The organism is Micromonospora sp. CNZ286 (assembly GCF_014207755.1).
In genome coordinates this window covers 670,957-692,923 of the sequence record NZ_JACHIZ010000001.1, presented here as the reverse complement: position 1 = coordinate 692,923, position 21,967 = coordinate 670,957, and the positions used below count along the sequence as shown (strand labels likewise).

General features: G+C 70.6%; 23 protein-coding genes. 5 read left to right on the top strand and 18 right to left on the bottom strand.

Annotated features, from left to right (window positions below):
* Positions 1–95: 95 nt before the first annotated feature.
* Positions 96–905, top strand: a complete 810-nt coding sequence (locus FHX31_RS03350; protein WP_184975017.1) for an alpha/beta hydrolase-fold protein — start codon at positions 96–98, stop codon at positions 903–905.
* A gap of 60 nt (positions 906–965) precedes the next feature.
* Here the strand turns inward: FHX31_RS03350 and FHX31_RS03345 are convergent, their stop codons facing one another.
* Complete coding sequence (locus FHX31_RS03345) at positions 966–1,814, bottom strand: 3-hydroxyacyl-CoA dehydrogenase family protein (RefSeq protein WP_013288245.1); 849 nt, start codon at positions 1,812–1,814, stop codon at positions 966–968.
* Between the two features lie 69 nt (positions 1,815–1,883).
* Positions 1,884–3,305, bottom strand: a complete 1,422-nt coding sequence (murA, locus tag FHX31_RS03340; protein WP_030271442.1) for a UDP-N-acetylglucosamine 1-carboxyvinyltransferase — start codon at positions 3,303–3,305, stop codon at positions 1,884–1,886.
* Here murA and FHX31_RS03335 point away from each other — a divergent pair.
* Together FHX31_RS03335 and FHX31_RS03330 are read left to right on the top strand one after the other, a co-directional pair.
* Positions 3,304–3,876, top strand: a complete 573-nt coding sequence (locus FHX31_RS03335; protein ID WP_184975015.1) for a cob(I)yrinic acid a,c-diamide adenosyltransferase — start codon at positions 3,304–3,306, stop codon at positions 3,874–3,876. The genes murA and FHX31_RS03335 overlap by 2 nt on opposite strands.
* The gene (locus FHX31_RS03330) at positions 3,852–4,268 is read left to right on the top strand and encodes a VOC family protein (protein ID WP_013288248.1); all 417 of its coding nucleotides are present in this window, start codon (positions 3,852–3,854) and stop codon (positions 4,266–4,268) included. The genes FHX31_RS03335 and FHX31_RS03330 overlap by 25 nt, the downstream gene beginning before the upstream one ends.
* Before the next feature lie 60 nt (positions 4,269–4,328).
* Here FHX31_RS03330 and FHX31_RS03325 read toward each other — a convergent pair whose 3' ends face one another.
* The 14 genes from FHX31_RS03325 to FHX31_RS03260 all read right to left on the bottom strand — a co-directional run bounded on the left by FHX31_RS03325 (position 4,329) and on the right by FHX31_RS03260 (position 16,738).
* Entirely contained in the window at positions 4,329–4,901 is a 573-nt protein-coding gene (locus tag FHX31_RS03325) for a hypothetical protein (RefSeq protein WP_071097644.1), read from the bottom strand.
* Positions 4,902–5,779: 878 nt separating this feature from the next.
* A complete protein-coding gene (locus tag FHX31_RS03320) occupies positions 5,780–6,235 on the bottom strand; it encodes a DUF2550 domain-containing protein (protein WP_013475361.1) in 456 nt (151 codons plus the stop codon).
* A gap of 12 nt (positions 6,236–6,247) precedes the next feature.
* Positions 6,248–6,526, bottom strand: coding sequence for a F0F1 ATP synthase subunit epsilon (locus FHX31_RS03315; protein WP_013288251.1), 279 nt, complete (start codon positions 6,524–6,526; stop codon positions 6,248–6,250).
* A 109-nt stretch (positions 6,527–6,635) separates the two neighbouring features.
* Positions 6,636–7,781 carry an LCP family protein gene (locus FHX31_RS03310; protein WP_041799109.1) on the bottom strand — a complete coding sequence of 382 codons (1,146 nt, stop codon included), beginning with the start codon at positions 7,779–7,781 and terminating at the stop codon, positions 6,636–6,638.
* A gap of 214 nt (positions 7,782–7,995) precedes the next feature.
* Positions 7,996–9,441: a F0F1 ATP synthase subunit beta gene (gene atpD / locus FHX31_RS03305; protein WP_013288253.1), complete on the bottom strand. Its 1,446-nt coding sequence runs from the start codon at positions 9,439–9,441 to the stop codon at positions 7,996–7,998.
* Entirely contained in the window at positions 9,441–10,370 is a 930-nt protein-coding gene (locus FHX31_RS03300; RefSeq protein ID WP_013288254.1) for a F0F1 ATP synthase subunit gamma, read from the bottom strand. Before FHX31_RS03300 ends, atpD begins: the two co-directional genes overlap by 1 nt.
* Before the next feature lie 4 nt (positions 10,371–10,374).
* Complete coding sequence (atpA, locus tag FHX31_RS03295) at positions 10,375–12,027, bottom strand: F0F1 ATP synthase subunit alpha (RefSeq protein ID WP_013288255.1); 1,653 nt, start codon at positions 12,025–12,027, stop codon at positions 10,375–10,377.
* Between the two features lie 85 nt (positions 12,028–12,112).
* Positions 12,113–12,934, bottom strand: coding sequence for a F0F1 ATP synthase subunit delta (locus tag FHX31_RS03290; RefSeq protein ID WP_013288256.1), 822 nt, complete (start codon positions 12,932–12,934; stop codon positions 12,113–12,115).
* Positions 12,934–13,473: a F0F1 ATP synthase subunit B gene (locus FHX31_RS03285; RefSeq protein ID WP_013288257.1), complete on the bottom strand. Its 540-nt coding sequence runs from the start codon at positions 13,471–13,473 to the stop codon at positions 12,934–12,936. The genes FHX31_RS03290 and FHX31_RS03285 overlap by 1 nt, the downstream gene beginning before the upstream one ends.
* 27 nt (positions 13,474–13,500) lie before the next feature.
* Entirely contained in the window at positions 13,501–13,734 is a 234-nt protein-coding gene (locus FHX31_RS03280) for an ATP synthase F0 subunit C (RefSeq protein WP_013288258.1), read from the bottom strand.
* A 70-nt stretch (positions 13,735–13,804) separates the two neighbouring features.
* The gene (atpB, locus tag FHX31_RS03275) at positions 13,805–14,602 is read right to left on the bottom strand and encodes a F0F1 ATP synthase subunit A (protein ID WP_013288259.1); all 798 of its coding nucleotides are present in this window, start codon (positions 14,600–14,602) and stop codon (positions 13,805–13,807) included.
* 11 nt (positions 14,603–14,613) lie between these two features.
* A complete protein-coding gene (locus FHX31_RS03270) occupies positions 14,614–14,850 on the bottom strand; it encodes an AtpZ/AtpI family protein (protein WP_013288260.1) in 237 nt (78 codons plus the stop codon).
* 174 nt (positions 14,851–15,024) lie between these two features.
* Complete coding sequence (locus FHX31_RS03265; protein WP_013288261.1) at positions 15,025–15,456, bottom strand: Cg1360 family ATP-synthase-associated protein; 432 nt, start codon at positions 15,454–15,456, stop codon at positions 15,025–15,027.
* The gene (locus tag FHX31_RS03260; protein WP_030271779.1) at positions 15,449–16,738 is read right to left on the bottom strand and encodes a serine hydroxymethyltransferase; all 1,290 of its coding nucleotides are present in this window, start codon (positions 16,736–16,738) and stop codon (positions 15,449–15,451) included. Before FHX31_RS03260 ends, FHX31_RS03265 begins: the two co-directional genes overlap by 8 nt.
* A 35-nt stretch (positions 16,739–16,773) precedes the next feature.
* On the opposite strand from FHX31_RS03260, the gene FHX31_RS03255 reads away from it, so the two are divergent.
* Entirely contained in the window at positions 16,774–18,240 is a 1,467-nt protein-coding gene (locus FHX31_RS03255; protein WP_013475359.1) for an SDR family oxidoreductase, read from the top strand.
* On the opposite strand, the gene FHX31_RS03250 is transcribed toward FHX31_RS03255, so the two are convergent.
* The gene (locus FHX31_RS03250; RefSeq protein ID WP_236619420.1) at positions 18,237–19,079 is read right to left on the bottom strand and encodes an SDR family NAD(P)-dependent oxidoreductase; all 843 of its coding nucleotides are present in this window, start codon (positions 19,077–19,079) and stop codon (positions 18,237–18,239) included. The genes FHX31_RS03255 and FHX31_RS03250 overlap by 4 nt on opposite strands.
* A gap of 61 nt (positions 19,080–19,140) precedes the next feature.
* On the opposite strand from FHX31_RS03250, the gene FHX31_RS03245 reads away from it, so the two are divergent.
* Positions 19,141–19,767, top strand: a complete 627-nt coding sequence (locus tag FHX31_RS03245; protein WP_013288265.1) for a TetR/AcrR family transcriptional regulator — start codon at positions 19,141–19,143, stop codon at positions 19,765–19,767.
* 10 nt (positions 19,768–19,777) lie between these two features.
* Here the strand turns inward: FHX31_RS03245 and FHX31_RS03240 are convergent, their stop codons facing one another.
* Positions 19,778–21,886 (bottom strand): transglycosylase domain-containing protein, encoded by a 2,109-nt coding sequence (locus FHX31_RS03240; protein ID WP_013475357.1) that lies wholly within the window; start codon positions 21,884–21,886, stop codon positions 19,778–19,780.
* Between the last annotated feature and the right edge of the window lie 81 nt (positions 21,887–21,967).

Below are 21,967 nucleotides of genomic sequence, written 5' to 3'. Positions count from 1 at the left end.
CCAACCCCTACAAGATCGGCAGGACACGCCCTAACGCCTGCGGTAGAGGAAGGGCCCCTTCTTAACGCGCGCCTCGCGGTGGCACACTCGCCGGCATGGCATCGACGCTGACCCGGCGTACCCTGCTCGGCGCCGCCGCCGGCGTGGCCGGCGCCGCTGTGGTCGGCGGCCTCGCCGCCCGGCAGCTCTCCGACCCTCGCCCGGGACCGGCACCGGCCCTGCCGGACGCGCCGGCCGGCGACGAACGGCTCATCCGCATCGCGTCCGGCGCGCGCGGCCGCGAGGTGGACTTCTGGACGGCCGTGCCCGACGGGTACGGCGACGGCCGCGGCCTGCCCGTCTGCCTGGTGCTGCACGGCGCATCGGCCACCCCGCGCGACTACGGCCGGTTCGGGCTGGCCCGCTTCCTCACCGACGCGGTACGCCGCGGCGCCCCACCGTTCGCGCTCGCGGGCGCCACCGGCGGGCGGCTGTCCTGGCGCGCCGCCGGTGACGACGACCCGCAGCGGATGGTGCGCGAGGAGGTGCCCACCTGGTGCGCCCGGCGCGGGTTCGACAGCAGCCGGCTGGCCGTGTGGGGCTGGTCGATGGGCGGCTTCGGCGCGTTGCTGCTCGCCGAGACGTACCCGAAGTGGCTGCGGATGACCGCGGCCTTCTCCCCCGCGGTCAGCGCCGGCGACGCGGTCTTCACCGGCGTGGAGAGGCTGCGCGGCACCCCGGTCGGGCTCTGGTGCGGGCGGCAGGACAATTTCCTGAAGGACGTCCGCGCGCTGGCCCGGGCGCTGCCCGAGGAGCCGGTACGCGCCGCCTGGGCCGACGGGCGGCACAACTTCGGCTACTGGGGCACAGTCATCCCGGACGCGTTCGCGCTGATCGGCGCCGCGCTCAACCCGCCCCGGACGTGAACCGCCCCCGCACGTGAACCGCCCCCGGCCGCGCGGGCCGGGGGCGGAACGACGGGCCGGTCAGTACGAGTAGAAGCCCTGGCCGGTCTTGCGGCCCAGGTCGCCGGCGGTCGCCATGCGCTGGAGCAGCTCCGGCGGGAAGAACTTCTCGTCGGCGGTGTCGGTGTAGATGTTGCGGGTGGCGTTGAGCAGCACGTCCACGCCGGTCAGGTCGACCGTCGCGAGCGGGCCCATGGCGTGGCCGAAGCCCAGCTTGCAGGCAGTGTCCAGGTCCTCGGCGGAGATCACGCCGGACTCGACGAGCTTGACCGCCTCCATCGCCAGCGCACAGATCAGACGGGTGGTGACGAAACCGGCGATGTCCCGGTTGACCACCACGACGGTCTTGCCGATCTCCTCGGCGAACGACTTGACCGTCTCCATGGTCGCGTCGCTGGTCTTGTAGCCACGTACCAGCTCGCAGAGCTTCATCATCGGCACCGGCGAGAAGAAGTGCGTGCCGACGACCGACTCCGGGCGCTCGGTGGCGGTGGCGATCTGGGTCACCGGGATGGCCGACGTGTTGGTGGCGAGCACCGCGTCCGCCTTGCAGATCTTGTCGAGCGCGCGGAACACCTCGTGCTTGATCTCGATCTTCTCGAAGACCGCCTCGACCACGATGTCCGCGTCGGCGGCGGCCTCCAGGTCGGTGGTCGGGGTGATCCGGCCCAGCGTCGCCTCGACGTCGGACGCCTCGATCTTGCCCTTCTCGGCGAACTTCGTCAGCGACTTCCGGATGCCGTCCACACCGCGCTTCGTGGCCGCGTCGTCGATGTCGCGCAGCGTCACCTGCCAGCCCGCCTGCGCCGCCACCTGGGCGATGCCCGAGCCCATCAGCCCGGCACCGACGACCGCGAGTCGACCCGCCATCTGCTTCTCCCTCGCCGTGTTCTGCAACGTCTGGGAGAACCCTACTTAACGAGGGATAAGCCCCGGCCGTCAGATGGCCAGGTCCGGCTCCTCCGGCGCGGTGCCGCGCTCCACCTCGACGCCGAGCGCCCGCAGGTCGGCCACGAAGTCCGGATAGCCCCTGTCGACGTGGTGCACGTGCGAGACCTCGGTGAGGCCGTCGGCGCAGAGCCCGGCGATGATCAGGCCGGCACCGGCCCGGATGTCGGTCGCGCGTACCGGGGCGCCGGACAGCCGCTCCCGGCCGCACACCAGGGCGTGGTGACCGTCGGTACGGATCTCCGCGCCCAGCCGCATCATCTCGTTGGCGAACATGAACCGGCCGTCGAAGATGTTCTCGGTGATCAGCGAGCCGCCCTCGCTGACCGCCGCCAGCCCGATCGCCATCGGCAGCAGGTCGGTTGCGAAGCCCGGGTAGGGCAGCGTGACCACGTCGACCGCCCTCGGGCGGTCGTCCATGCGTACCCGGAAGGCGTCGCCTCGCGTCTCCACCAGGCCGCCGGCCGCGACCAGCTTGTCCAGCGCGACCTCCAGGTACGCCGGGTCCAGGCCGGTAACCGTCACGTCGCCGCGGGTCATCGCGGCGGCGAACGCCCACGTGCCGGCCACGATCCGGTCCCCCACCGTGGCGTGCCGGACCGGCCGCAGCTCGGGTACGCCGACGATGTGCAGCGTCGACGTGCCGGCCCCCTCGATCCGCGCGCCCATCCGGTTCAGCATCGTGCAGATGTCGACGATCTCCGGCTCCCGGGCCGCGTTGTCGATCGTCGTGGCGCCCCGAGCCAGCACCGCCGCCATGACCAGGTTCTCGGTCGCGCCCACGCTCGGGAAGTCCAGCACGATGTCGGCACCGTGCAGCCCGCCCGGCGCCTCGGCGATGACGAAGCCGTGCTCACCGGAAATCTCCGCGCCCATCCGGGCCAGCCCGGCGATGTGCATGTCCAGACCGCGCGAGCCGATGGCGTCGCCGCCCGGGTGGGCCACCCGGACGTACCCCCGGCGGGCCAGCAGCGGGCCGAGTACGCAGATCGACGCGCGCAGCCGCCGCACCAGGTCGTAGTCGGCTTCCGCGCCGGGCCGCTCCGGCACGTCGATGAGCACCGACCGGGACCGCTCCACACCGCCGTGGGCCACCATCGGGTCGACCGGGTCGTCCGGCCCGAAACGTACGCCGCAACCGAGCCGCCGCAGCACCTCGCCCATGATCGCGATGTCGGTGATCCGGGGCACGTTGGTGATCAGGCTGCGGCCGGGCGCGAGCAGCGCGGCGGCCATCAGCTTCAGCGCGGAGTTCTTCGCACCCACCACGTGCACGGTGCCGGCGAGCCGGGCGTCACCGCGTACCCGGATGACGTCGACGTCGTTGACCGCCGGATCTCCCGCGTCCCCCGGCCCCACCGGGCTCGGCCGGGCCGGGATGGTCAGGTCCGGTATCCGTAGGCTGTGCGTCATGGCCGTCCACCTCACGCGCATCTACACCAAGGCCGGCGACGCCGGCATGACCAGGCTGAGCAACAACGAGCAGGTGCCGAAGACCGATCCGCGCATCGCCGCGTACGCGGACGTGGACGAGTGCAACGCCTCGATCGGCGTCGCGCTCGCCCTGGGGCAGCTCTCGGACGAGCTGCGGGCCGTGCTGGAATCCGTGCAGAACGACATGTTCGACGTCGGCGCGGACCTGGCGACGCCTGTGGAGCCGGATCCGAAGTACCCGCCGCTGCGGGTGACCGAGGAGTACGTCGAGCGCCTCGAGGGCTGGTGCGACGAGTACAACGCGCGCCTGAGCAAGCTCGACTCCTTCATCCTCCCCGGCGGCACCGCGGGCGCGGCACTGCTGCACGTGGCACGGACGACCGCCCGGCGCGCCGAGCGTGCGGCATGGGCGCTGGTCACACACGACCCCGATCGGACCAGTCCCCTCCCGGCAAAGTATCTCAACCGGCTCTCCGATTTGCTCTTTATCCTGTCAAGAACGGCAAATCCGGACGGCGACGTGCTATGGGTGCCGGGCGGGAAGCGCTGACCATCGGCGGCCTCCATCACGTGGAGGTGTGGGTACCCGACCTGGCAGCGGCCAGTCGTTCCTGGGGCTGGCTTCTCGGCGAACTGGGCTGGACGCCGTACCAGGACTGGCCCGCCGGCCGCTCCTGGCGGCTCGGCGCCACATACGTCGTGCTGGAGGAGTCACCCGCGCTCACCGGCCGCACCCACGACAGGTGCGCGCCCGGCCTGAACCACCTGGCCTTCCACGCCGGCCCGCCGGCCGCCGTCGAACGCCTGGTCGCTGCCGCTGGAGAGTACGGCTGGACGCTGCTGTTCCCGGACCGGCACCCACACGCGGGTGGCCCGGACAGCTACGCCGCCTACCTCACCGACGGGCAGGGGTACGAGGTCGAGTTGGTCGCGGAGACGTGAGAAGGCCGGCACCCCGTTGGTTCGGGGTGCCGGCCTTCAGCTTGGTCTGACTTGTTGGTCTTAGCTGTTCCAGTGCTGGGCGACGAGGTCGGCGGCCTGCTGCTCCCACTGGGCGTAGTGGTCCGGGTAGGCCGACACCTGGACGGTCTGGGCGGCCTTGGTCAGCGGCATGTCCTGCCAGCCGTCGACCTGCTTCAGACCCTTCAGGAACGCGGTGGTGGAGTATTCGGGGTCGGTGATCTGCTCCACCGTGCCCCAACCACTGGACGGGCGCTGCTGGAACAGGCCCTGCGAGTCGTGATCGTTACGGTCACCGAGGTGGCCGAGGTTCTCCAGCTTCGACTCCTGCAACGCCGTCGCGATCGACACGACCGCGGCGCGCTCGTCCATGCCGGCCTTCTTGGTGGCGGCAATGATCGCCTTCACATTGGCGGTCTGCTCGTCGTTGAGGTCGATGCGCGACTGCTCACCCTGCACACCGTGCGGGATCAGCTTGTCACCCTGCACACTCACACTGACCGGCTTGGTGTGGGTGGTGTCCGCCGCGTGCGCAGCCACCGGACCGGCGAACACGCCACCGGTGAAAGCCAGACCAGCAACACCCAGAATGCTCTTACGCAGAATCGTGTTCATGGAGGGCTCCATTCGGGGGATCGACGCCCACACCGACAGGGGGGCCGGCGCGGGTGCGAGCACCGTCAGGCGCTCAAAAAAGTCTTCGGGGGGATCGGCTGCTCGCGAGGGTCGGGGGTGCCTCGTCGCGGCGCCGGAAGCATGTTCAACGACCCGCCACCCGCCACCATTCCCCGGGGGCACCACACGCCTCCGGAGAGCAGGCGCGGGGGTTCACGTCGTCGGAACCGTGTTCAACGACCAGCCGGCCAGGATGATTCCCCGCGGCTCACGTCGCCGGAACCGTACTCAACGACCAGCCGCCCCGGGGTGATTCCCAAGGCCTTGCAGATGCCACCCCGCTCGCGGGGCGAGCCTTGCTCGGTCGTTCACCCGGTTACAACGCCACCCACCCGCCCGCGATTCCACTCCCAGAGTGCCACCCACCACCCCCGAACCGGACACCTCAGCCCAAAACGGCATGGATCGCACCACACGCACCCGCCCCGCGCCGTCGATCATGAAGTTGACGCCGACAAACCGGACACCAAACACCGCCAACTTCATGATCGACCCCGAGCCAGGCACGGCTGGCCCGGGGCGGGCTGGCCCGAGCAGGGCTGGCCCGAGCGGGGGCGCGACGCCAATCGGGTCGCCCGCACGACCACCCGCGCGATCTTGCAGTTCGAGCCCTCTGGGCGTCTCATTTGCGAGGTTTGCCGGGCACCAATGTGCAAGATCGCGGGAGGCGCCGGGAAGGGTGCGGCGATCTTGGAGTTGTGGTGCCTCACTAACGGCGCGAACCGGGCATTTCCTGGCGCCACAACTCCAAGATCGGCGTCAGCGGCGGCGACCCGGCACGACCCCCGTGACCGGTTGACGGGGTGTTGGGGTGAGGGTCAGGCGGCGGGCCAGTCCTGGGAGGCCAGACGCGGCGAGGCCGCCCCGGGTGGGGCGGCCTCGAGCCAGGACAGGAATCCGGTGACCGTGGATCGCGCCATGGCGATCTCGATCGGCGCGTGGTGGCTGGTACAGCGCAGGATCACCCACTCGGCGGGCATCGACATGCGCTCCTGCCCCTCGGGCAGCCGGCGGCGCTCGACCGCCAGCCCCTTGCGGGAGAGCACCCGCTTGGGGCGCAGCGCGAAGCTGAACATGCGGTACCAACGGAGTTCGTCGCCCACGAAGCGACCGAACCCGGGTGACCAGCCACGACCGTCGAGGATCGTGTTGACCCGGACGCTCAGCCGGATGATGCCACCGCTACGCGTGAACAGGGCCCGCCGGATGAAGAGGATCAGAAGCGCGACGACGACGATCGCGAAGCCGATTCCGATCCCTTCGACGATCTCCATCGGCGGGTCGGCTCAGCGGGCCGGGGTGGCGGGGGTTGCGCTCTCGGCGAGGACTGTGACGCCCTCACCGGTCACCGACAGGAAGCCGCCGGCCACGTCGTACGCGATCTGCTGGCCACCGGCCTGCTTGATGCGTACCTGGCTGGGTTCGGCGAGCTGGCCGAGCAGCGGTGCGTGCCCAGGCAGCACACCGAGCTCACCCTCGGTCGTCCGGGCGACGACCATCTCGGCCTCGCCGGTCCAGACCTTCTCCTCGACGGCTACGAGCTCGACGTGAAGCTGCTGTGCCACGCTGTCTCCTTGCTGCGGCGGCGGATTGCCGAAAGTCTAGTCGCGACCCCGCAGCCCACCCAACGCGGGTGGTGAGAGCCGGACCACCACGGTCCCGCACCCGCTCAGGCTACTTGGTCTTCTGCTTGAAGTCGGGGTGCTCCAGCAGGAATGCGTCGAGCTGTTCGGTACGCAGGGCGGTGAAGAAGTCCTCCGCCGGTTCGAGCAGTTGCTCACCCCGGTAGTTGCTGCCGGTACCGATCGGGCCGCCCGGCAGCTTGATCGTCTCGATCGCCTCGGGCCGGATGTCCTTCAGGGCCAGCCCGAAGTCGACCACGCTGTTGCCGCGGCCGTTGAACACCAGCGACTTCCCGGCCGCGCGCAGCACCCGGTCCAGCTTGACCGGGTTGGCCACCACGTCGGCGCTGAACGCCTGGCTCACCATCGCCTTGACGAACTGCTGCTGGTGCCGCTGCCGGCCGTAGTCGGCGTCCGGCACGCCGTTCTTCGGGTAGCGCTGCCGGACGTAGTCCAGCGCCTGCCAGCCCTTGAGGTGGGCGTTGCCCTTCTTGTACACGGCCTGCGGCCCGAGGTAGCCACCACCGCCGGGCTTGAGCTGGCGCGGCGTGCCGTCCGGCTGGAGGTGCTCCGAGCGCACCTCCCGCTCGATGTACATGTCGACGCCGCCCATGGCGTCGACGATCTTCTTGAACCCGCTGAAGTTGATGATCGCACCGGCGTCGAAGCGCTTGATGCCGGTGACCTCCTGCACGGTGTTGGCGAGCAGCTCGAAGCCCTGCGGGGTGCTGGGGTTCTGCCCCGGCACGTTGCTGCCGTGCGACATGGCCGCGTTGAGCCGGTCGTTGGCGCCCGAGTAGTCGGCCTTGGGGAACTCCGGGATGTCCACCCGCAGGTCACGCGGCAGCGAGAAGAGGTAGCCGCGGTCCATGGTGGCGGGCACGTGCAGGACCATGATCGAGTCGGCGAGCGGGCGGGCGGTCGCGGTCCGGGGGTCCACGCCGACGAGCAGGATGTTGAGCGGGCCCTTGATGTCGCTCTTCTTCTCGTTGGCGCCGGCGGCCTGGTCACCGAAGAGGTCGGCCTTGCCCACCGATCCCTCGTAGCGGGCGACGAGGGCGCGCGAGCCGATCAGCACGGAGCCGCTGAGCACCACCATGACGATGCCCAGGATCGTGCAGACGCGGGCCCACCGGGGCACGCCGCGCCACATGGACCGCTTCCCGCGATCCGCGCCGCCCTTACCGCCCACGAGCATCTCCAATCGTCGCGCCCACGGGTAGGAAGACGGGCGCGGGGGTCCGTTTGGTTGCAGAGATCAACGGCCGGATGTGAAGTCGTGTCAGGAACGGTACCGCGCGATCCGGCGAACTGCTTGCCGGAGAACCGGGCATCTGGTAGTGCAGTGCCCGGAAAAGGCGAAGGCCGCCCCGGCTTTCACCGGGACGGCCCTCGTGGGTGTGAGCGGGCTCTCAGCCCTCCTCGCCCATCAGCTCCTTGGCCTTGGCCCGCAGGTCGTCCAGGCCGCCGCACATGAAGAACGCCTGCTCCGGGAAGTGGTCGAACTCCCCCTCGCTGATCCGGCGGAAGGCGTCGATGGTCTCGGCGATCGGGACCGTCGAGCCGGGCACGCCGGTGAACTGCTCCGCCGCGTACGTGTTCTGCGAGAGGAACCGCTCGATCCGGCGGGCGCGGCCGACGGTGAGCTTGTCCTCCTCGGAGAGCTCCTCGATACCGAGGATGGCGATGATGTCCTGTAGGTCCTTGTAGCGCTGCAGGATCCGCTTCACCTCGGTGGCGACGGCGAAGTGCTCCTCGCCGACGAACTCCGGGGCGAGGATCCGGGACGAGGACGCCAGCGGGTCCACGGCCGGGTAGATGCCCTTGTCGGAGATCGACCGCTCCAGGTTGGTGGTCGCGTCGAGGTGGGCGAACGTGGTGGCCGGCGCCGGGTCGGTGTAGTCGTCGGCGGGCACGTAGATCGCCTGCATCGAGGTGATGGCCTGGCCCCGGACGGAGGTGATCCGCTCCTGGAGCTCGCCCATCTCGTCGGCCAGGGTCGGCTGGTAACCCACGGCGCTCGGCATGCGGCCGAGCAGCGTGGAGACCTCGGAACCGGCCTGGGTGAAGCGGAAGATGTTGTCGATGAAGAGCAGCACCTCCTGCTTCTTCACGTCACGGAAGTACTCCGCCATGGTCAGCGCGGACAGCGCGACCCGCAGGCGGGTGCCCGGCGGCTCGTCCATCTGGCCGTAGACCAGCGCGGTCTTGTCGATGACGCCCGACTCGGTCATCTCGGCGATGAGGTCGTTGCCCTCGCGGGTGCGCTCACCCACGCCGGCGAAGACCGAGGTACCACCGAAGTTGCGGGCAACACGGGTGATCATCTCCTGGATGAGCACCGTCTTGCCCACGCCCGCGCCGCCGAACAGGCCGATCTTGCCGCCCTTGACGTACGGGGCGAGCAGGTCGATGACCTTGATGCCGGTCTCCAGCATCTCGGTCTTCGGCTCCAGGTCGGCGAAGGCCGGGGCCTTGCGGTGGATGCCCCACCGGTCGTCGGCCTGGATGGTCTCGCCCTCGGTGAGGTTGAGGCACTCGCCGATCGCGTTGAACACGTGGCCCTTGACCGCGTCGCCCACCGGCACGCTGATCGGCGCGCCGGTGTCGCGCACCTCGGTGCCGCGGACCAGGCCGTCGGTCGGCTGCATCGAGATGGCGCGGATCAGGTTGTCACCCAGGTGCTGGGCGACCTCCAGGGTCAGCGTCTTCTCACCGCCGGAGAGGGTCACGTCGACGTGCAGGGCGTTGAACAGCCCCGGCATGGCGTCGCGCGGGAACTCGGCGTCGACGACCGGGCCGATGACCCGGACCACGCGACCCGTGGCCGTCTTGGTCTCAACTGCGGATACAGTCATCACACTTCACTTCCCGACGCGGCCAGCGCGTTCGCGCCGCCGACGATCTCACTGATCTCCTGGGTGATGCCGGCCTGACGAGCCGAGTTCATCTCACGCGTGTACTTCTCGATCATCTCTTCGGCGTTGTCGGTGGCGCTCTTCATCGCCCGCCGACGGGCGGCCGACTCACTGGCCGCCGACTCCAGCAACGCCGCGAAGATCCGCGTGTTGATGTACTTCGGCAGCAGGGCGTCGAGCAGCGACTCCGGCTCCGGCTCGAACTCGTACGCCGGCAGCAGGCCCTCGGACCGGGGCCGGTCCTCGACCTGCATCGGACCGACGATCCGGGTCACCGGGTTCTGCGTCATCAGGGACTTGAACTCGGTGTAGACGATGTGCAGCTCGTCCACGCCGAGGATCCCGTCGGCGCCGGCCTCGTTGTCGGTGTCGTCCGCGCCGGCGGTGAACGCCTTGATCAGCGTCTCACCGACCTCGCGGGCGTCCTCGAACGACGGCTGCTCGGAGAAACCCGTCCAGCTGGCGGCGATCTGCCGGTTGCGGAACCGGTAGAACGCCACGCCCTTGCGGCCGATGACGTAGAGCACGGGCTCCTTGCCATCGGCACGCAGGCGGGCGATCAGCGACTCGGCGGTCCGGATCGCGTTCGAGCTGTAGCCACCGGCCAGGCCCCGGTCGGCGGTGACCAGCAGGACGCCCGCCCGCCGCACCCGCTCGCGCGGGGTGAGCAGCGGGTGGTCGATCCGCGCGTTCGAGGCCAGCGCCGTCAGCACGCCGGTGATCGCCTCGGCGTACGGCAGCGAGGCCGCCACCTTGGCCTGGGCCTTGGCGATGCGGCTCGTCGCGACGAGCTCCATCGCCTTGGTGATCTTCTTCATCCCCTTGGCGGAACGGATCCGCTGCCGGAGAACGCGTACCTGGGCGGCCATCGGATCAGCTCTCGGCCGGGCGGTCGGTGGTGCCGTCGCGGAAGCGGGTCACCGTCTCGCGGGTCTCCTCGCCCTCCAGCGGCTTGGCCGGCGCGTCGTTGACCCGGACCTCGTCCTCCTTGCCCAGGAAGACCTGCTTGAACTCGCTGATCGCGGAGTCGAGCGAGGAGATGATCTCGTCGTCCCACTTGTTGTCGGCGATTCCGGCCAGGACGCCCTCGTGCTTGTGGCGGAGGTACTGGAGGAACTCGGACTCGAAGCGGCGGACCTCGCCGACCGGGACGTCGTCCAGCTTGCCCTCGGTGCCGGCCCAGACGGAGACGACCTGCTCCTGCACCGGGTACGGCGAGTAGTTCGGCTGCTTGAGCAGCTCGACCAGGCGGGAACCCCGGTCCAGCTGGGCGCGGGAGGCCCGGTCCAGGTCGGAGGCGAAGGCGGCGAACGCCTCCAGCTCGCGGTACTGGGCCAGGTTCAGCCGCAGCGAGCCGGCGACCTTCTTCATCGGCTTCACCTGCGCGGCGCCACCGACCCGGGAGACCGAGGTGCCGACGTTGATGGCCGGCCGGACGCCCTGGTTGAACAGGTCGGTCTCGAGGAAGATCTGGCCGTCGGTGATGGAGATGACGTTGGTCGGGATGAACGCCGAGATGTCGTTCGCCTTGGTCTCGATGATCGGCAGACCGGTCATCGAGCCGCCGCCCAGCTCGTCGGAGAGCTTGGCGCAGCGCTCCAGCAGACGCGAGTGCAGGTAGAAGACGTCACCCGGGTAGGCCTCGCGGCCCGGCGGGCGGCGCAGCAGCAGCGACACGGCGCGGTACGCCTCGGCCTGCTTGCTCAGGTCGTCGAAGACGATCAGGACGTGCTTGCCGCCGTACATCCAGTGCTGCCCGATGGACGAGCCGGTGTAGGGGGCGAGGTACTTGAAGCCGGCCGGGTCGGAGGCCGGGGAGGCGACGATGGTGGTGTACTCCATCGCGCCCGCCTCCTCCAGCGTCCCCTTGATGGAGGCGATGGTGGAGGCCTTCTGGCCGATCGCGACGTAGATGCAGCGGACCTGCTTCTTCGGGTCGCCGGAGCGCCAGTTCTCGCGCTGGTTGAGGATGGTGTCCAGGGCGACAGTGGTCTTGCCGGTCTTGCGGTCACCGATGATCAGCTGGCGCTGGCCACGGCCGATCGGGGTCATCGCGTCGACGGCCTTGATGCCCGTCTGCAGCGGCTCGTCGACCGACTTGCGGGACATCACGTTCGGGGCCTGGAGCTCCAGCTCGCGGAAGCCCTCGTTGGCGATGTCGCCGAGGCCGTCGATCGGCTCGCCGAGCGCGTTCACCACGCGGCCGAGGAACGCGTCGCCGACGGGCACGGAGAGCACCCGGCCGGTGCGCTTGACGCGCTGACCCTCTTCGATCCCGCCGAAGTCACCGAGGACGACGACACCGATCTCCCGGACGTCGAGGTTCAGCGCCACGCCGAGCGTGCCGTCCTCGAACTCCAGGAGCTCGTTGGTCATGGTCGAGGGGAGACCCTCGACGTGGGCGATGCCGTCACCGGCGTCGGCGACGGTGCCGACCTCCTCGCGGGAGACGTCGGCCGTGTAGGAGGAGACGTAGCGCTCCAGGGCGCCGCGGATCTCCTCCGTCGAGATGGTCAGCTCGGCCATCCTCTGCTTCCTTAAGTATCAGGGGCCCGGGATACCTAGTACCGACCGGTCCGATGGCGTCGAATCAGGGCTGCTAAGACGCTGGTCAGCGCTTCGCGAGCGCGTTGCGGGTCTCGTTGAGGCGGCGCAGGACGGTCCCGTCGTACAGGTCGGATCCGACCCGCACGCGCACTCCGCCGAGCACGTCGGGGTCGACCGTCTGCTTGACGGAGACCTCCCGACCGTACATCTGGGAGAGGCGGGCGCCGAGGCGTCGCTCCTCCTCGTCGTTCAGCGGAGCCGCCACGGTCACGTACGCGACCTGACGGTCCCGCCGGTCGGCGGCCAGCTCGACCAGCCGGGTGAGCGCACCGGTGAAGGAGCGTCCCCCGAAGCCGGCGAGCGCGGCCTCGACGAGGCGGACGGTGACCGGCCGGGCCTTGCCGGCCAGCAGCTGCTGGGCCAGTTCGGCCCGCCGCTGCACCGGGGCCATCGGGTCGGAGAGCGCGTTGGACAGCTCGCCGGAACCGGAGACGACCTTCCCGAAGCGGAACAGCTCGTCCTCGACCTCGCCCAGATCGCCGGTCGAGTCGGCGCTCGCGAGGAGCGCCTCCACGCCGATCCGCTCGACGCCGTCGAGCAGCTCCGACGGGGCCGACCAGCGACCGGAGACCAGCGTGGTGAGCAGGTCGAGCGCGTCCGCGCCGACCTTCCCGCCCAGGATCCCGGTGAGCAGAGCCGCGCGGTCCTCACCCGAGCGCGCCGGGTCGGCCAGCGCCCGGCGCAGCCGCGGCTCGCGCCGCAGCAGGTCGGCGACGGAGAGGATGTCGTCGGCGGTGGAGGCCACCGCCGACGGCTCCGCGCCGCGGGCGTACGCGTCGAGGCGCTCGGCCCCGGCGGAGTACGACTCCCGGCTGGCGGCCTGCATCAGCGGGCCCCCGTGCTCTCGAGACCGCTCAGGAACCGGTCGACGGTGCCCTTGCGACGCGCCTCGTCGGCCAGCGACTCACCGACGATCTTGCTGGCCAGGTCCACCGCGATGGTGCCGACCTCGGTGCGCAGCTCGCGCACGATGGTGGCCCGCTCCGCGGCGAGCTGCTCCTTGCCGGCGGCGATGATCCGGTCGGACTCCTCGCGCGCCTTGGCGAGGATGTCCTGGCGGATGCCCTCGGCGTCGGCCCGGGCGTCGTCCCGGATCTTGGCGGCGTCGGTACGCGCCTCCGCGAGCTGGGCCCGGTACTGCTCGAGCAGCTGGTTCGCCTCGGCCTGCGCGGCCTCGGCGCGCTTGATGCCGCCCTCGATCGCGTCGACCCGGGCCTGGAACGTCTGCTCCATGCGCGGGAAGACGAACTTCATCAGCACGAAGCAGAGAACGATGAAGGCGATCCCACCGACCACGATCTCCTGCCAGACAGGGATGATCGGGTTGTGGGTCGTCTCACCACCCTCAGCGGCGAGGAAGTACATCGGAAACCTCCCGGTCTCAGGGCCGAATTAGAGGTTGCCCTGCCAGATGAAGCCGAAGGCGATACCCAGCAGCGCGAGGGCCTCGATGACGGCGAAGCCGATCCAGACGTACGGCAGGGTCATCCGGGACGACTCCGGCTGGCGGGCGGTCGACTGGATGTAGGCCGAGAAGACCAGGCCCACGCCGATGCCCGGGCCGATGGCCGCGAGACCGTAGCCGATGGCGGCGGTGCTGCCCTCTACCGCGGCGTAGATGTCCATTGGTTGGTTCCTCCTGGTTATCACGCGTGACGGTCACGCGGGACGACAACGGTTGGTGCGAAAGATCGGATCAGTGCTCGTCGGCGAGGGCGCCCTGCACGTAGCTGGCGGTCAGCACCGTGAAGACGTACGCCTGCAGACAGATCACCAGGAACTCGAGGAAGGTCAGCGCCACAGTCATCGTCCAGGACAGCACCGAGACCGGTGCCAGCCAGGCGTTGGCGCTGATCATGGCGAACCCGCCGAGCGTGAAGACCAGCAGGAGCATGTGGCCGGCGAACATGTTCGCGAAGAGACGGACGGCCAGCGAGAACGGCCGGACGATGAAGGTCGAGAACAGCTCGATCGGGATCAGCAGCGGCAGGATGAACCAGGGCGCCGGCGGGACCAGAGCGTTCTTGAAGTACTTCACGAAGCCGTGGTGCCGGATGCCGACGTAGTTGAACATCACGTAGCTGATCACGGCGAGGAAGGCCGGGAAGGCGATGTGCGAGTTCGGCGAGATCTGGAAGAACGGCACGATCGCGAAGAAGTTCGTCAGCAGGATGAAGCAGAAGAGCGTGGTGAAGTACGGCGCGAACCGCACTCCCGCGTGACCGATCATGTCCACGGCGATGTTGTTGCGCACGAAGCCGTAGATCGACTCGGCCAGCCACTGCTTCTTGGTGGGGACCAGCTGCGGCTTCCGGTACGTGGCCAGGAAGAAGATGATCAGCACGCCGACGGCGATCCACACCATCGCCGTGATCTTGGTGAACCAGTACGAGTTCTCCGCACCCCAGGGCAGGATGCTGGGCAGGTAGAAGTCCCCCACGCTCGGTGGGAATTCCGCCTGGCCCTGAGCCAGGACGTTCGCCTGTCCGAACACCGCGTCCCTTCCTAAGTAGGCGTGCCAAGTCGGCGGACGACCAGGATGATCCCCCCGGCCATGCCGAGCACGACCCCGATACCGGTGGCGATGCCGCCGGTATCGAGCCAACGGTCGACCAGCCAGCCGATGAAACCCCAGACGAGCATGCCCCCGATGAGGTATGAGAGCGCGGTCCAACCCTGACCGGCACCGGACGGAACGTCGCCCGAGCCGCCAGTGTTGGGGGGTTTCTGGTCACCGGCCATGACGGGGCGAACGATATCAGTCGAGCAGAAGAGGTTGTGCCTCACCCCCCGCACAACCTGGTTGTGTGGGACACGGGCGGGCGAAGTCGTCTGGAGGAACGGTACTCCTCCCCCGCCACTGAGAGAATGACCGATCGCGGACAGAACCACGCGTCGCCCGAAGGGTGGGACGGCTCAGCGCAGCATCCGTCGGGCATGGACGGTCGTGAGCCACCAGACGTGCACACCGGTCCAGACCACCACGCCCGCGGCGATGCCGAAACAGAACGGGATCAGTCCCGGCCAGCCGGTCGAGGCCACCAGCACCATCACCCCGCCGAGCGCGGTGATCTTGGCGACGTAGAGGCCCAGCCCGAACGGCAGCACGAGCTGCGGATCCTTCGAGTCCGCCCAGGCAAGCACCACTGTGGTGAGCGTGTAGCTCGCAGCCGTGACGGCCACCCCGGCCGCCGCGCCGAGCGCGCCGTCCGCGCCGCGCCACACCCCGCCGACCACCGCCGCGACAGCGGCCAGCACCGCCACCGCGGCCAGCAGCACCGGCAGATGGCGCAGTCGCCAGCCGCGGTCCGCCGTCGCCTCCGCCGCGCGCGTCCCGGGCTCAGCCACGGGGGTACGCCGGGAACTCGGTGACCAGCTCGGTCACGTCGGCGGCGATCCGGGTCAGCTCGTCGCCGCCCCCGGGGGACTCCGGATCGGTCCGCACCGCCCGACCGATCAACGTGGCGATCCGGCGCATCTCCCCTTCCCGCATGCCCTGGGTGGTGACGCTCGGCGAGCCCACCCGGATGCCGGAGGCCACCGCCGGCGGCTGCGGGTCGTACGGGACGGCGTTCTTGTTCAGCGTGATGCCGGCGGCGTCGCAGCGGGCCTCGGCCTGGGCGCCGGTCACACCGGTCTCGCGCAGGTCGAGCAGGGCCAGGTGGGTGTCGGTGCCGCCGGACACCGCCGGCAGTCCCTCCGCGGCCAGCCCGTCGGCGAGCGCGCGGGCGTTGGTGACCACCTGGGCGGCGTACGTGCGGAACTCGGGCTGCGCGGCCTCGCGCAGCGCGACGGCCTTGGCGGCGACGGCGTGCATCAGCGGGCCGCCCTGGGTGAACGGGAAGACCGCCTTGTCGATCCGGGCCGCCAGCGGCTCCCGGCAGAGGATCATGCCGCCGCGCGGGCCGCGCAGCACCTTGTGGGTGGTCGCGGTGACCACGTCGGCGTACGGCACGGGCGACGGGATCGCGCCGCCGGCCACCAGGCCGATGAAGTGCGCGGCGTCCACCATCAGGTACGCGTCGACCTCGTCGGCGATCTCCCGGAAGCGGGCGAAGTCGATCAGCCTCGGGTAAGCCGTCGCGCCGCAGATGATCATCTTCGGCCGGTGCGCGCGGGCCAGGTCGCGTACCTCGTCGTAGTCGATCGTCCCGGTGTCCCGCCGGACGGTGTAGCCGACCGGGTGGAACCACTTGCCGGAGAAGTTCACCCGGCTGCCGTGGGTCAGGTGCCCGCCGTGCGGCAGGTCCATGGCCAGCACCGTGTCACCCGGCTGCACCAGGGCGGCGTACGCGGCCAGGTTGGCGCTCGCCCCGGAGTGCGGCTGGACGTTCGCGTGCTCGGCGCCGAACAGCTCCTTCGCCCGGGAGATCGCCAGTTCCTCGGCCCGGTCCACCTCGGCGCAGCCGCCGTAGTAGCGCCGCCCCGGGTAGCCCTCGGCGTACTTGTTGGTGAGCGTGGAGCCCAGCGCGGCCAGCACCGCGGGCGAGGTGAGGTTCTCGCTGGCGATCAGTTGCAGGCCGCCGCGCAGCCGGTCCAGCTCACCCAGCACCACCTCGGCGATCTCCGGGTCGACGGTACTGAGCTGCTGAAAGTCCGGCCCCCAGAAGGTGTCCCTCGCGTTCTCCACAGCGAAGGAGTCTACGGAGCCGCACACTGGATGCCGTGAGATGCCTCGTCACCGGTGCGACCGGCTACATCGGCGGACGCCTCGCGCCCCGGCTGCTGGCCGAGGGGCACACCGTACGCTGCCTGGCCCGGACCGCCGGACGGCTGCGGGACGTGCCGTGGGCGGCCGAGGCGGAGGTCGTCGAGGGCGACCTCCGCCGGCCGGAGACGCTGCCGGCCGTGTTCGCAGGCGTGGAGGTGGCGTACTACCTGGTCCACTCGCTGGGCCAGCGTGGTTTCGAGGCGGCCGACCGGGAGGCGGCGACGAACTTCGCCGAGGCGGCGCGCGCCGCGGGCGTACGCCGGATCGTGTATCTCGGCGGGCCGGAGCCGGCGGAGCGCGACGGCCTGCCCTCGGCGCACCTGCGCTCCCGGGCGGAGGTCGCGCGGATCCTGCTGGACAGCGGCGTGCCCACTGCGGTGCTGCGCGCCGCCGTGATCATCGGATCCGGTTCGGCCTCGTTCGAGATGCTGCGCCACCTGACCGAGCGGCTCCCGGCGATGGTCACCCCGCGCTGGGTGCGCAACCGGATCCAGCCGATCGCGGTCCGGGACGTGCTGCGCTACCTGGCTGGCTGCGCGCACCTGCCGGCCGACGTCAACCGGGCCTTCGACATCGGCGGCCCGGACGTGCTGACGTTCTCCGAGATGATGCAGCGGTACGCCCGGGTGGCCGGGCTGCGGCGCCGGGTCATCCTGCCGGTACGCCCGCTCACCCCGTCGCTCTCCTCGCACTGGGTCGGCCTGATCACGCCGGTGCCGAACGCGATCGCCCGGCCGCTCGTGGAGAGCCTGGTGCACGAGGCGGTGGCGCACGAGCACGACATCGCCCGGTACGTGCCGGACCCGCCGGACGGGCTGATCGGCTTCGACCAGGCGGTCGCGCTGGCGCTGACGAAGGTGCGCGACGCGGAGGTGGAGACGCGCTGGTCGAACGCGAGCGGACCGGACGCGCCCGCCGAGCCGCTGCCGTCGGATCCGCACTGGTCCGGCGGCACCGCGTACACCGATCTGCGGGAGCGGACGGTGGACGCGCCACCGGCGGCGTTGTGGCGGGTCATCGAGGGCGTCGGCGGCGAGAACGGCTGGTACTCGTTCCCGCTCGCCTGGTCGGTGCGCGGCTGGATGGACCGCCTGATCGGCGGCGTCGGGCTGCGCCGGGGCCGGCGCGACCCGCACCGGCTCCAGGTCGGCGAGGCGCTGGACTTCTGGCGGGTCGAGGAGATCGTCCCGGGTGAGCTGCTGCGGCTGCGCGCCGAGATGCGGCTGCCCGGGCGGGCCTGGCTGGAGATGCGCGCCGAGCCGGACGGGGACGGCCGCAGCAGGTACGTCCAGCGGGCCGTGTTCCTCCCGCGCGGCCTGCCCGGCCACCTCTACTGGGCCTCGGTGGCCCCCTTCCACGCCGTCGTCTTCGGCGGCATGGCCCGCAACATCGCCCGGGGCGCCGAACACCCCGCCGGTTAGGACGGAGAGCCGTTCTTCAGTGCGGGGCCGAGGAGCAGCCCTCCGTCGATGACGTACTCGGCGCCGGTGATGAAGGCCGCGTCCGGCGACGTGAGGAACAACAGCAGCGCGGTGATGTCGGCGGGCTGCCCGAGTCGCGGGACGGCGAACGGCTCGGGCGAGTAGAAGTCGGCGATCGGGGCGTCGCTGCCGGCCGCCGGCTCGGTGATGAACGGGGTGGCGACCACGCCGGGGTGGATCGCGTTGACGCGGATGTTGTCGCGGCCCAGTTCGAGGGCGGCGGTCCGGGTGAGCCCTCGAACCGCCCACTTGCCGGCGACGTAGGGCGCGTAGAGGGCGGTACCGCCGAGGCCCGTGGTGGAGCCGATGTTGACGATCGTTCCTCCCCCCGCGCGCCGCAGCGCCGGGGCGGCTGCCCTGATGCCGAGGAACGTGCCGGTGAGGTTGACGTCGAGGATGCGGGCCCACGTGGCCAGGTCGGTGGACTCGATGACGGCCGGCGGGTTCTGCACCCCGGCGTTGTTGACGAGGATCGTGAGCGCACCGAATGTCTTCTCGGTCTCCGCGACGGCGGCGGCCCACGACTCCTCCCGGGTGACGTCCAGGCGGACGGAGAGGGCCCGGTGTCCCAGCTCGGCGGCGAGGCCGGCGCCACGGTCGGCGTCGATGCCACCGATGACGACGTTGGCGCCTTCGGCGTGCAGGGCGCGGACGTGGCTGGCCCCCTGCCCGCCGCTGCCTCCGGTGACGAGAACTGTCTGATCGGCGAAACGGGACATCGGATCCTCCGGTACGTACGGGACGACCACCCGGGACGGGTGGTGAGTCGAGCGACTCACCACTCGAAGCTACGCCCCTGCGGATGGTGAGTCAACCCACTCACCTCGCTATGATGGGCGCATGACCCCAGCGCCGTCGGCCTATCACCAGCGCGTGGCGGAGGAGAAGCGCGCGCTGATCCTGCAGGCCGCCACCGAGCTCTTCCTGGAGTCGGGCTACGACCGGGCGTCACTGGCGCGTATCGCCGAGAGCGCCGGCGTGTCGAAGGCGACGCTGTTCAAGCAGTTCCCGACGAAGGCGGCACTGTTCGATGCCATAGTCATCGACTCGTGGGCCCGCAACGACGTCGCCGACGTGCCGCCCGCCGGTGACCTGACGGCCGGCCTCACGGTTCTCGGGCGGCACTACGCGACGCTGTTGAGCCGGCCGGAGATGACCGATCTGTTCCGCATCGTGATCGCCGAACTGCCACGCTTTCCCGAACTGGCCCGAGCGCACTTCTCCCAGGGCAAACTGCCGTACTTCGAGTCCGTCCGGACCTACCTCGTGGCCGAGCACGAGGCGGGAGCCGCGGACGTCGACGACCCGGAGATGGCCGCTACGCAGTTCCTCGGGATGATCTCCAATTACCTGTTCTGGCCGCGCCTGGTCCTCCCGGACTGGACGGTCACCCCTGACCGCACGACAGCGGTGGTGGACGAAGCCGTCCGGACCACTGTCGCGCGGTACGGCAGGTCGACGAGCTGACGGAAGTCTCTCAGTTGCCGGTGCGCGGGCTGGTGTGCTGGAAGGCCACCGCCTGGCCGGGCGGGACGAAGTCGCGTACCGGCTCGTCGCGCAGCGACCACGCGAGGATGCGGCCCACGGCGGCGATCTGCCGCTTCTGCACGCCGCCGCCGACCGCGTCCCGGGGGTCGTCCGGGTTCGCGGCGATCGTCGCCACCGACAGCTGCGGGGTGAACGCGACGACCGTCTCGGTGGCGTTCCGCTCCGAGCTGCCGGTCTTGCCCGCCACCGGCCGGCGCAGACCAGGGGCCAGTTCCTCGGCGGTGCCGCCGTCGCAGCGCCGGTACATCGACTGGTCGCCGACCGGGCAGCGACTGGCGTCGGCCGCCGCGCGGGCCACCTCGGTGTCGAGCACCTGCCGGCAGTCGGTGTTCCCGGCCGGCACCGTCCGGCCGCCCGGATCGGTGATCGAGGTGACCGGCGTGGGCCGGCACCAGGTGCCCTCGGCGGCCACCGCGGCGTACGCGCCGGCCAGGTCCAGCGGCGTGGTGGCGGAGACGCCGAGCGTGAACGGTCCCCAGCTCTTGGCGCCCTCGCGGGCCATCCGGGCGTCCGCCGGGGCACGGAAGACGATGCCCAGCCGCTGGGCCATCTCGACCACCCGGTCCGCGCCGACGCGCTCGGTCAGCCACGCGAAGTACGTGTTCACCGACCGGCCGAACGCGTCCCACATGTCCCGGTCGCCGTCCATCCAGTAGGTGTTGGCGTTGGCCGGGCACCACCGGCCGCCGCAGCTCGCCGGGCCGGCGCCGACCGGGTACTGCGTCACGTAGACGCGCGGCGCGTCGAACTCGGTGTCCAGCGGCAGCCCGGACTCCAGCGCGGCCAGCAGGGCGAACAGCTTGAACGTGGAGCCCGCCTGATAGCCGGTGATGCCGCCACCACCGGCCACCAGCTGGTTGACCGTGTTCGGGTAGTTCTGCTGCCCGTCCGGGTTGGCGGTCGTGCCGTAGGTGCGGTTCACCGCCATGGCCAGCACCCGGCCGGTGCCCGGCTGCACCACGGCGGTCGGCGCCGCCCGCGCGATCGTCTCCGGGTAGATCTCCCGCACCTGCTCGCTCGCCTTGGCCTGCACGTCCGGGTCGAGCGAGGACACGATCTTCCAGCCGCCGCGGCGCAGCGTCCGCTGCCGCTCGTCGACGTTCTCGCCGAACGCCGGCTGGGCGTTCCACCACTGGGTGAACCAGTCGCAGAAGAAGCCCCAGTCGTTGTGGTCGGCGGGCACCGCGGCGCAGTCGTTCGGTGTGGTGTTGGGCTTGAGGGCCAGCTCCGTTGCCTTCGCCGCCTCGGCGTCGGCCGCGCTGACCCGGCCGGTCTCCACCATCCGGTCCAGCACGTACGCCCGCCGCTGCCGGGCCGCGTCGGCGTCGCCGTTGATCGGGTCGTCGGCCGGGGACCGGACCAGCCCGGCGAGCAGCGCGGCCTGGGCCAGCGTGAGCCGCTCCGGGGTGGTGGAGAAGTAGCGCTTGCTGGCGGCGGCGATGCCGTACGCCCCGGCGCCGAAGTACGCGATGTTCAGGTAGCGCCCGAGGATCTCGTCCTTGCCGATCTGCCGTTCCAGCGTCAGCGCGTACCGCATCTCGCGGATCTTGCGCCCGACGGTGATCTCGGTGGCGGCGGCGCGCTGCTCCTCGGTCAGCCGGGGGTCACCGGCGAGCGCGTTGCGCACGTACTGCATGGTCAGCGTGGAGGCGCCCTGGCGGGTGCCCTCGCGGCGGTTGGCCGTGAACGCCCGCGCCACGCCGCGCACGTCGACGCCGTGGTGCTCGTAGAAGCGCACGTCCTCGGCGGCCACGATGGCGTCGCGCATCACCGGCGCCACCTCGCCGACCGGCACGTCCACCCGGTCCTCGACGTAGAACGAGGTGATGAGCGTCCGCCCGTCGTTGGCGTACAGGTTGGACCGCTGCGCCGGCTGCGGCGTCTTGAGCGCCTCCGGCAGCACCGTGTACGGCATCAGGTTCTTCACGCCCAGCCCGAAGACCAGCGCGGCCGGCAGCGCGGCTGCGGCCAGGGCCAGTCCGGCGAGCACGCCGGCGAGCACAACGGTGAACAGCTTGTCGAGATAGGCCCGGTTCATCAGCTCTCCCCGCAGGAGCCGGCCGTACGGACCCGTTCAGAATGACCGGAATGGCCGCTTTCGCCGCCGTCTTCCGCGAAA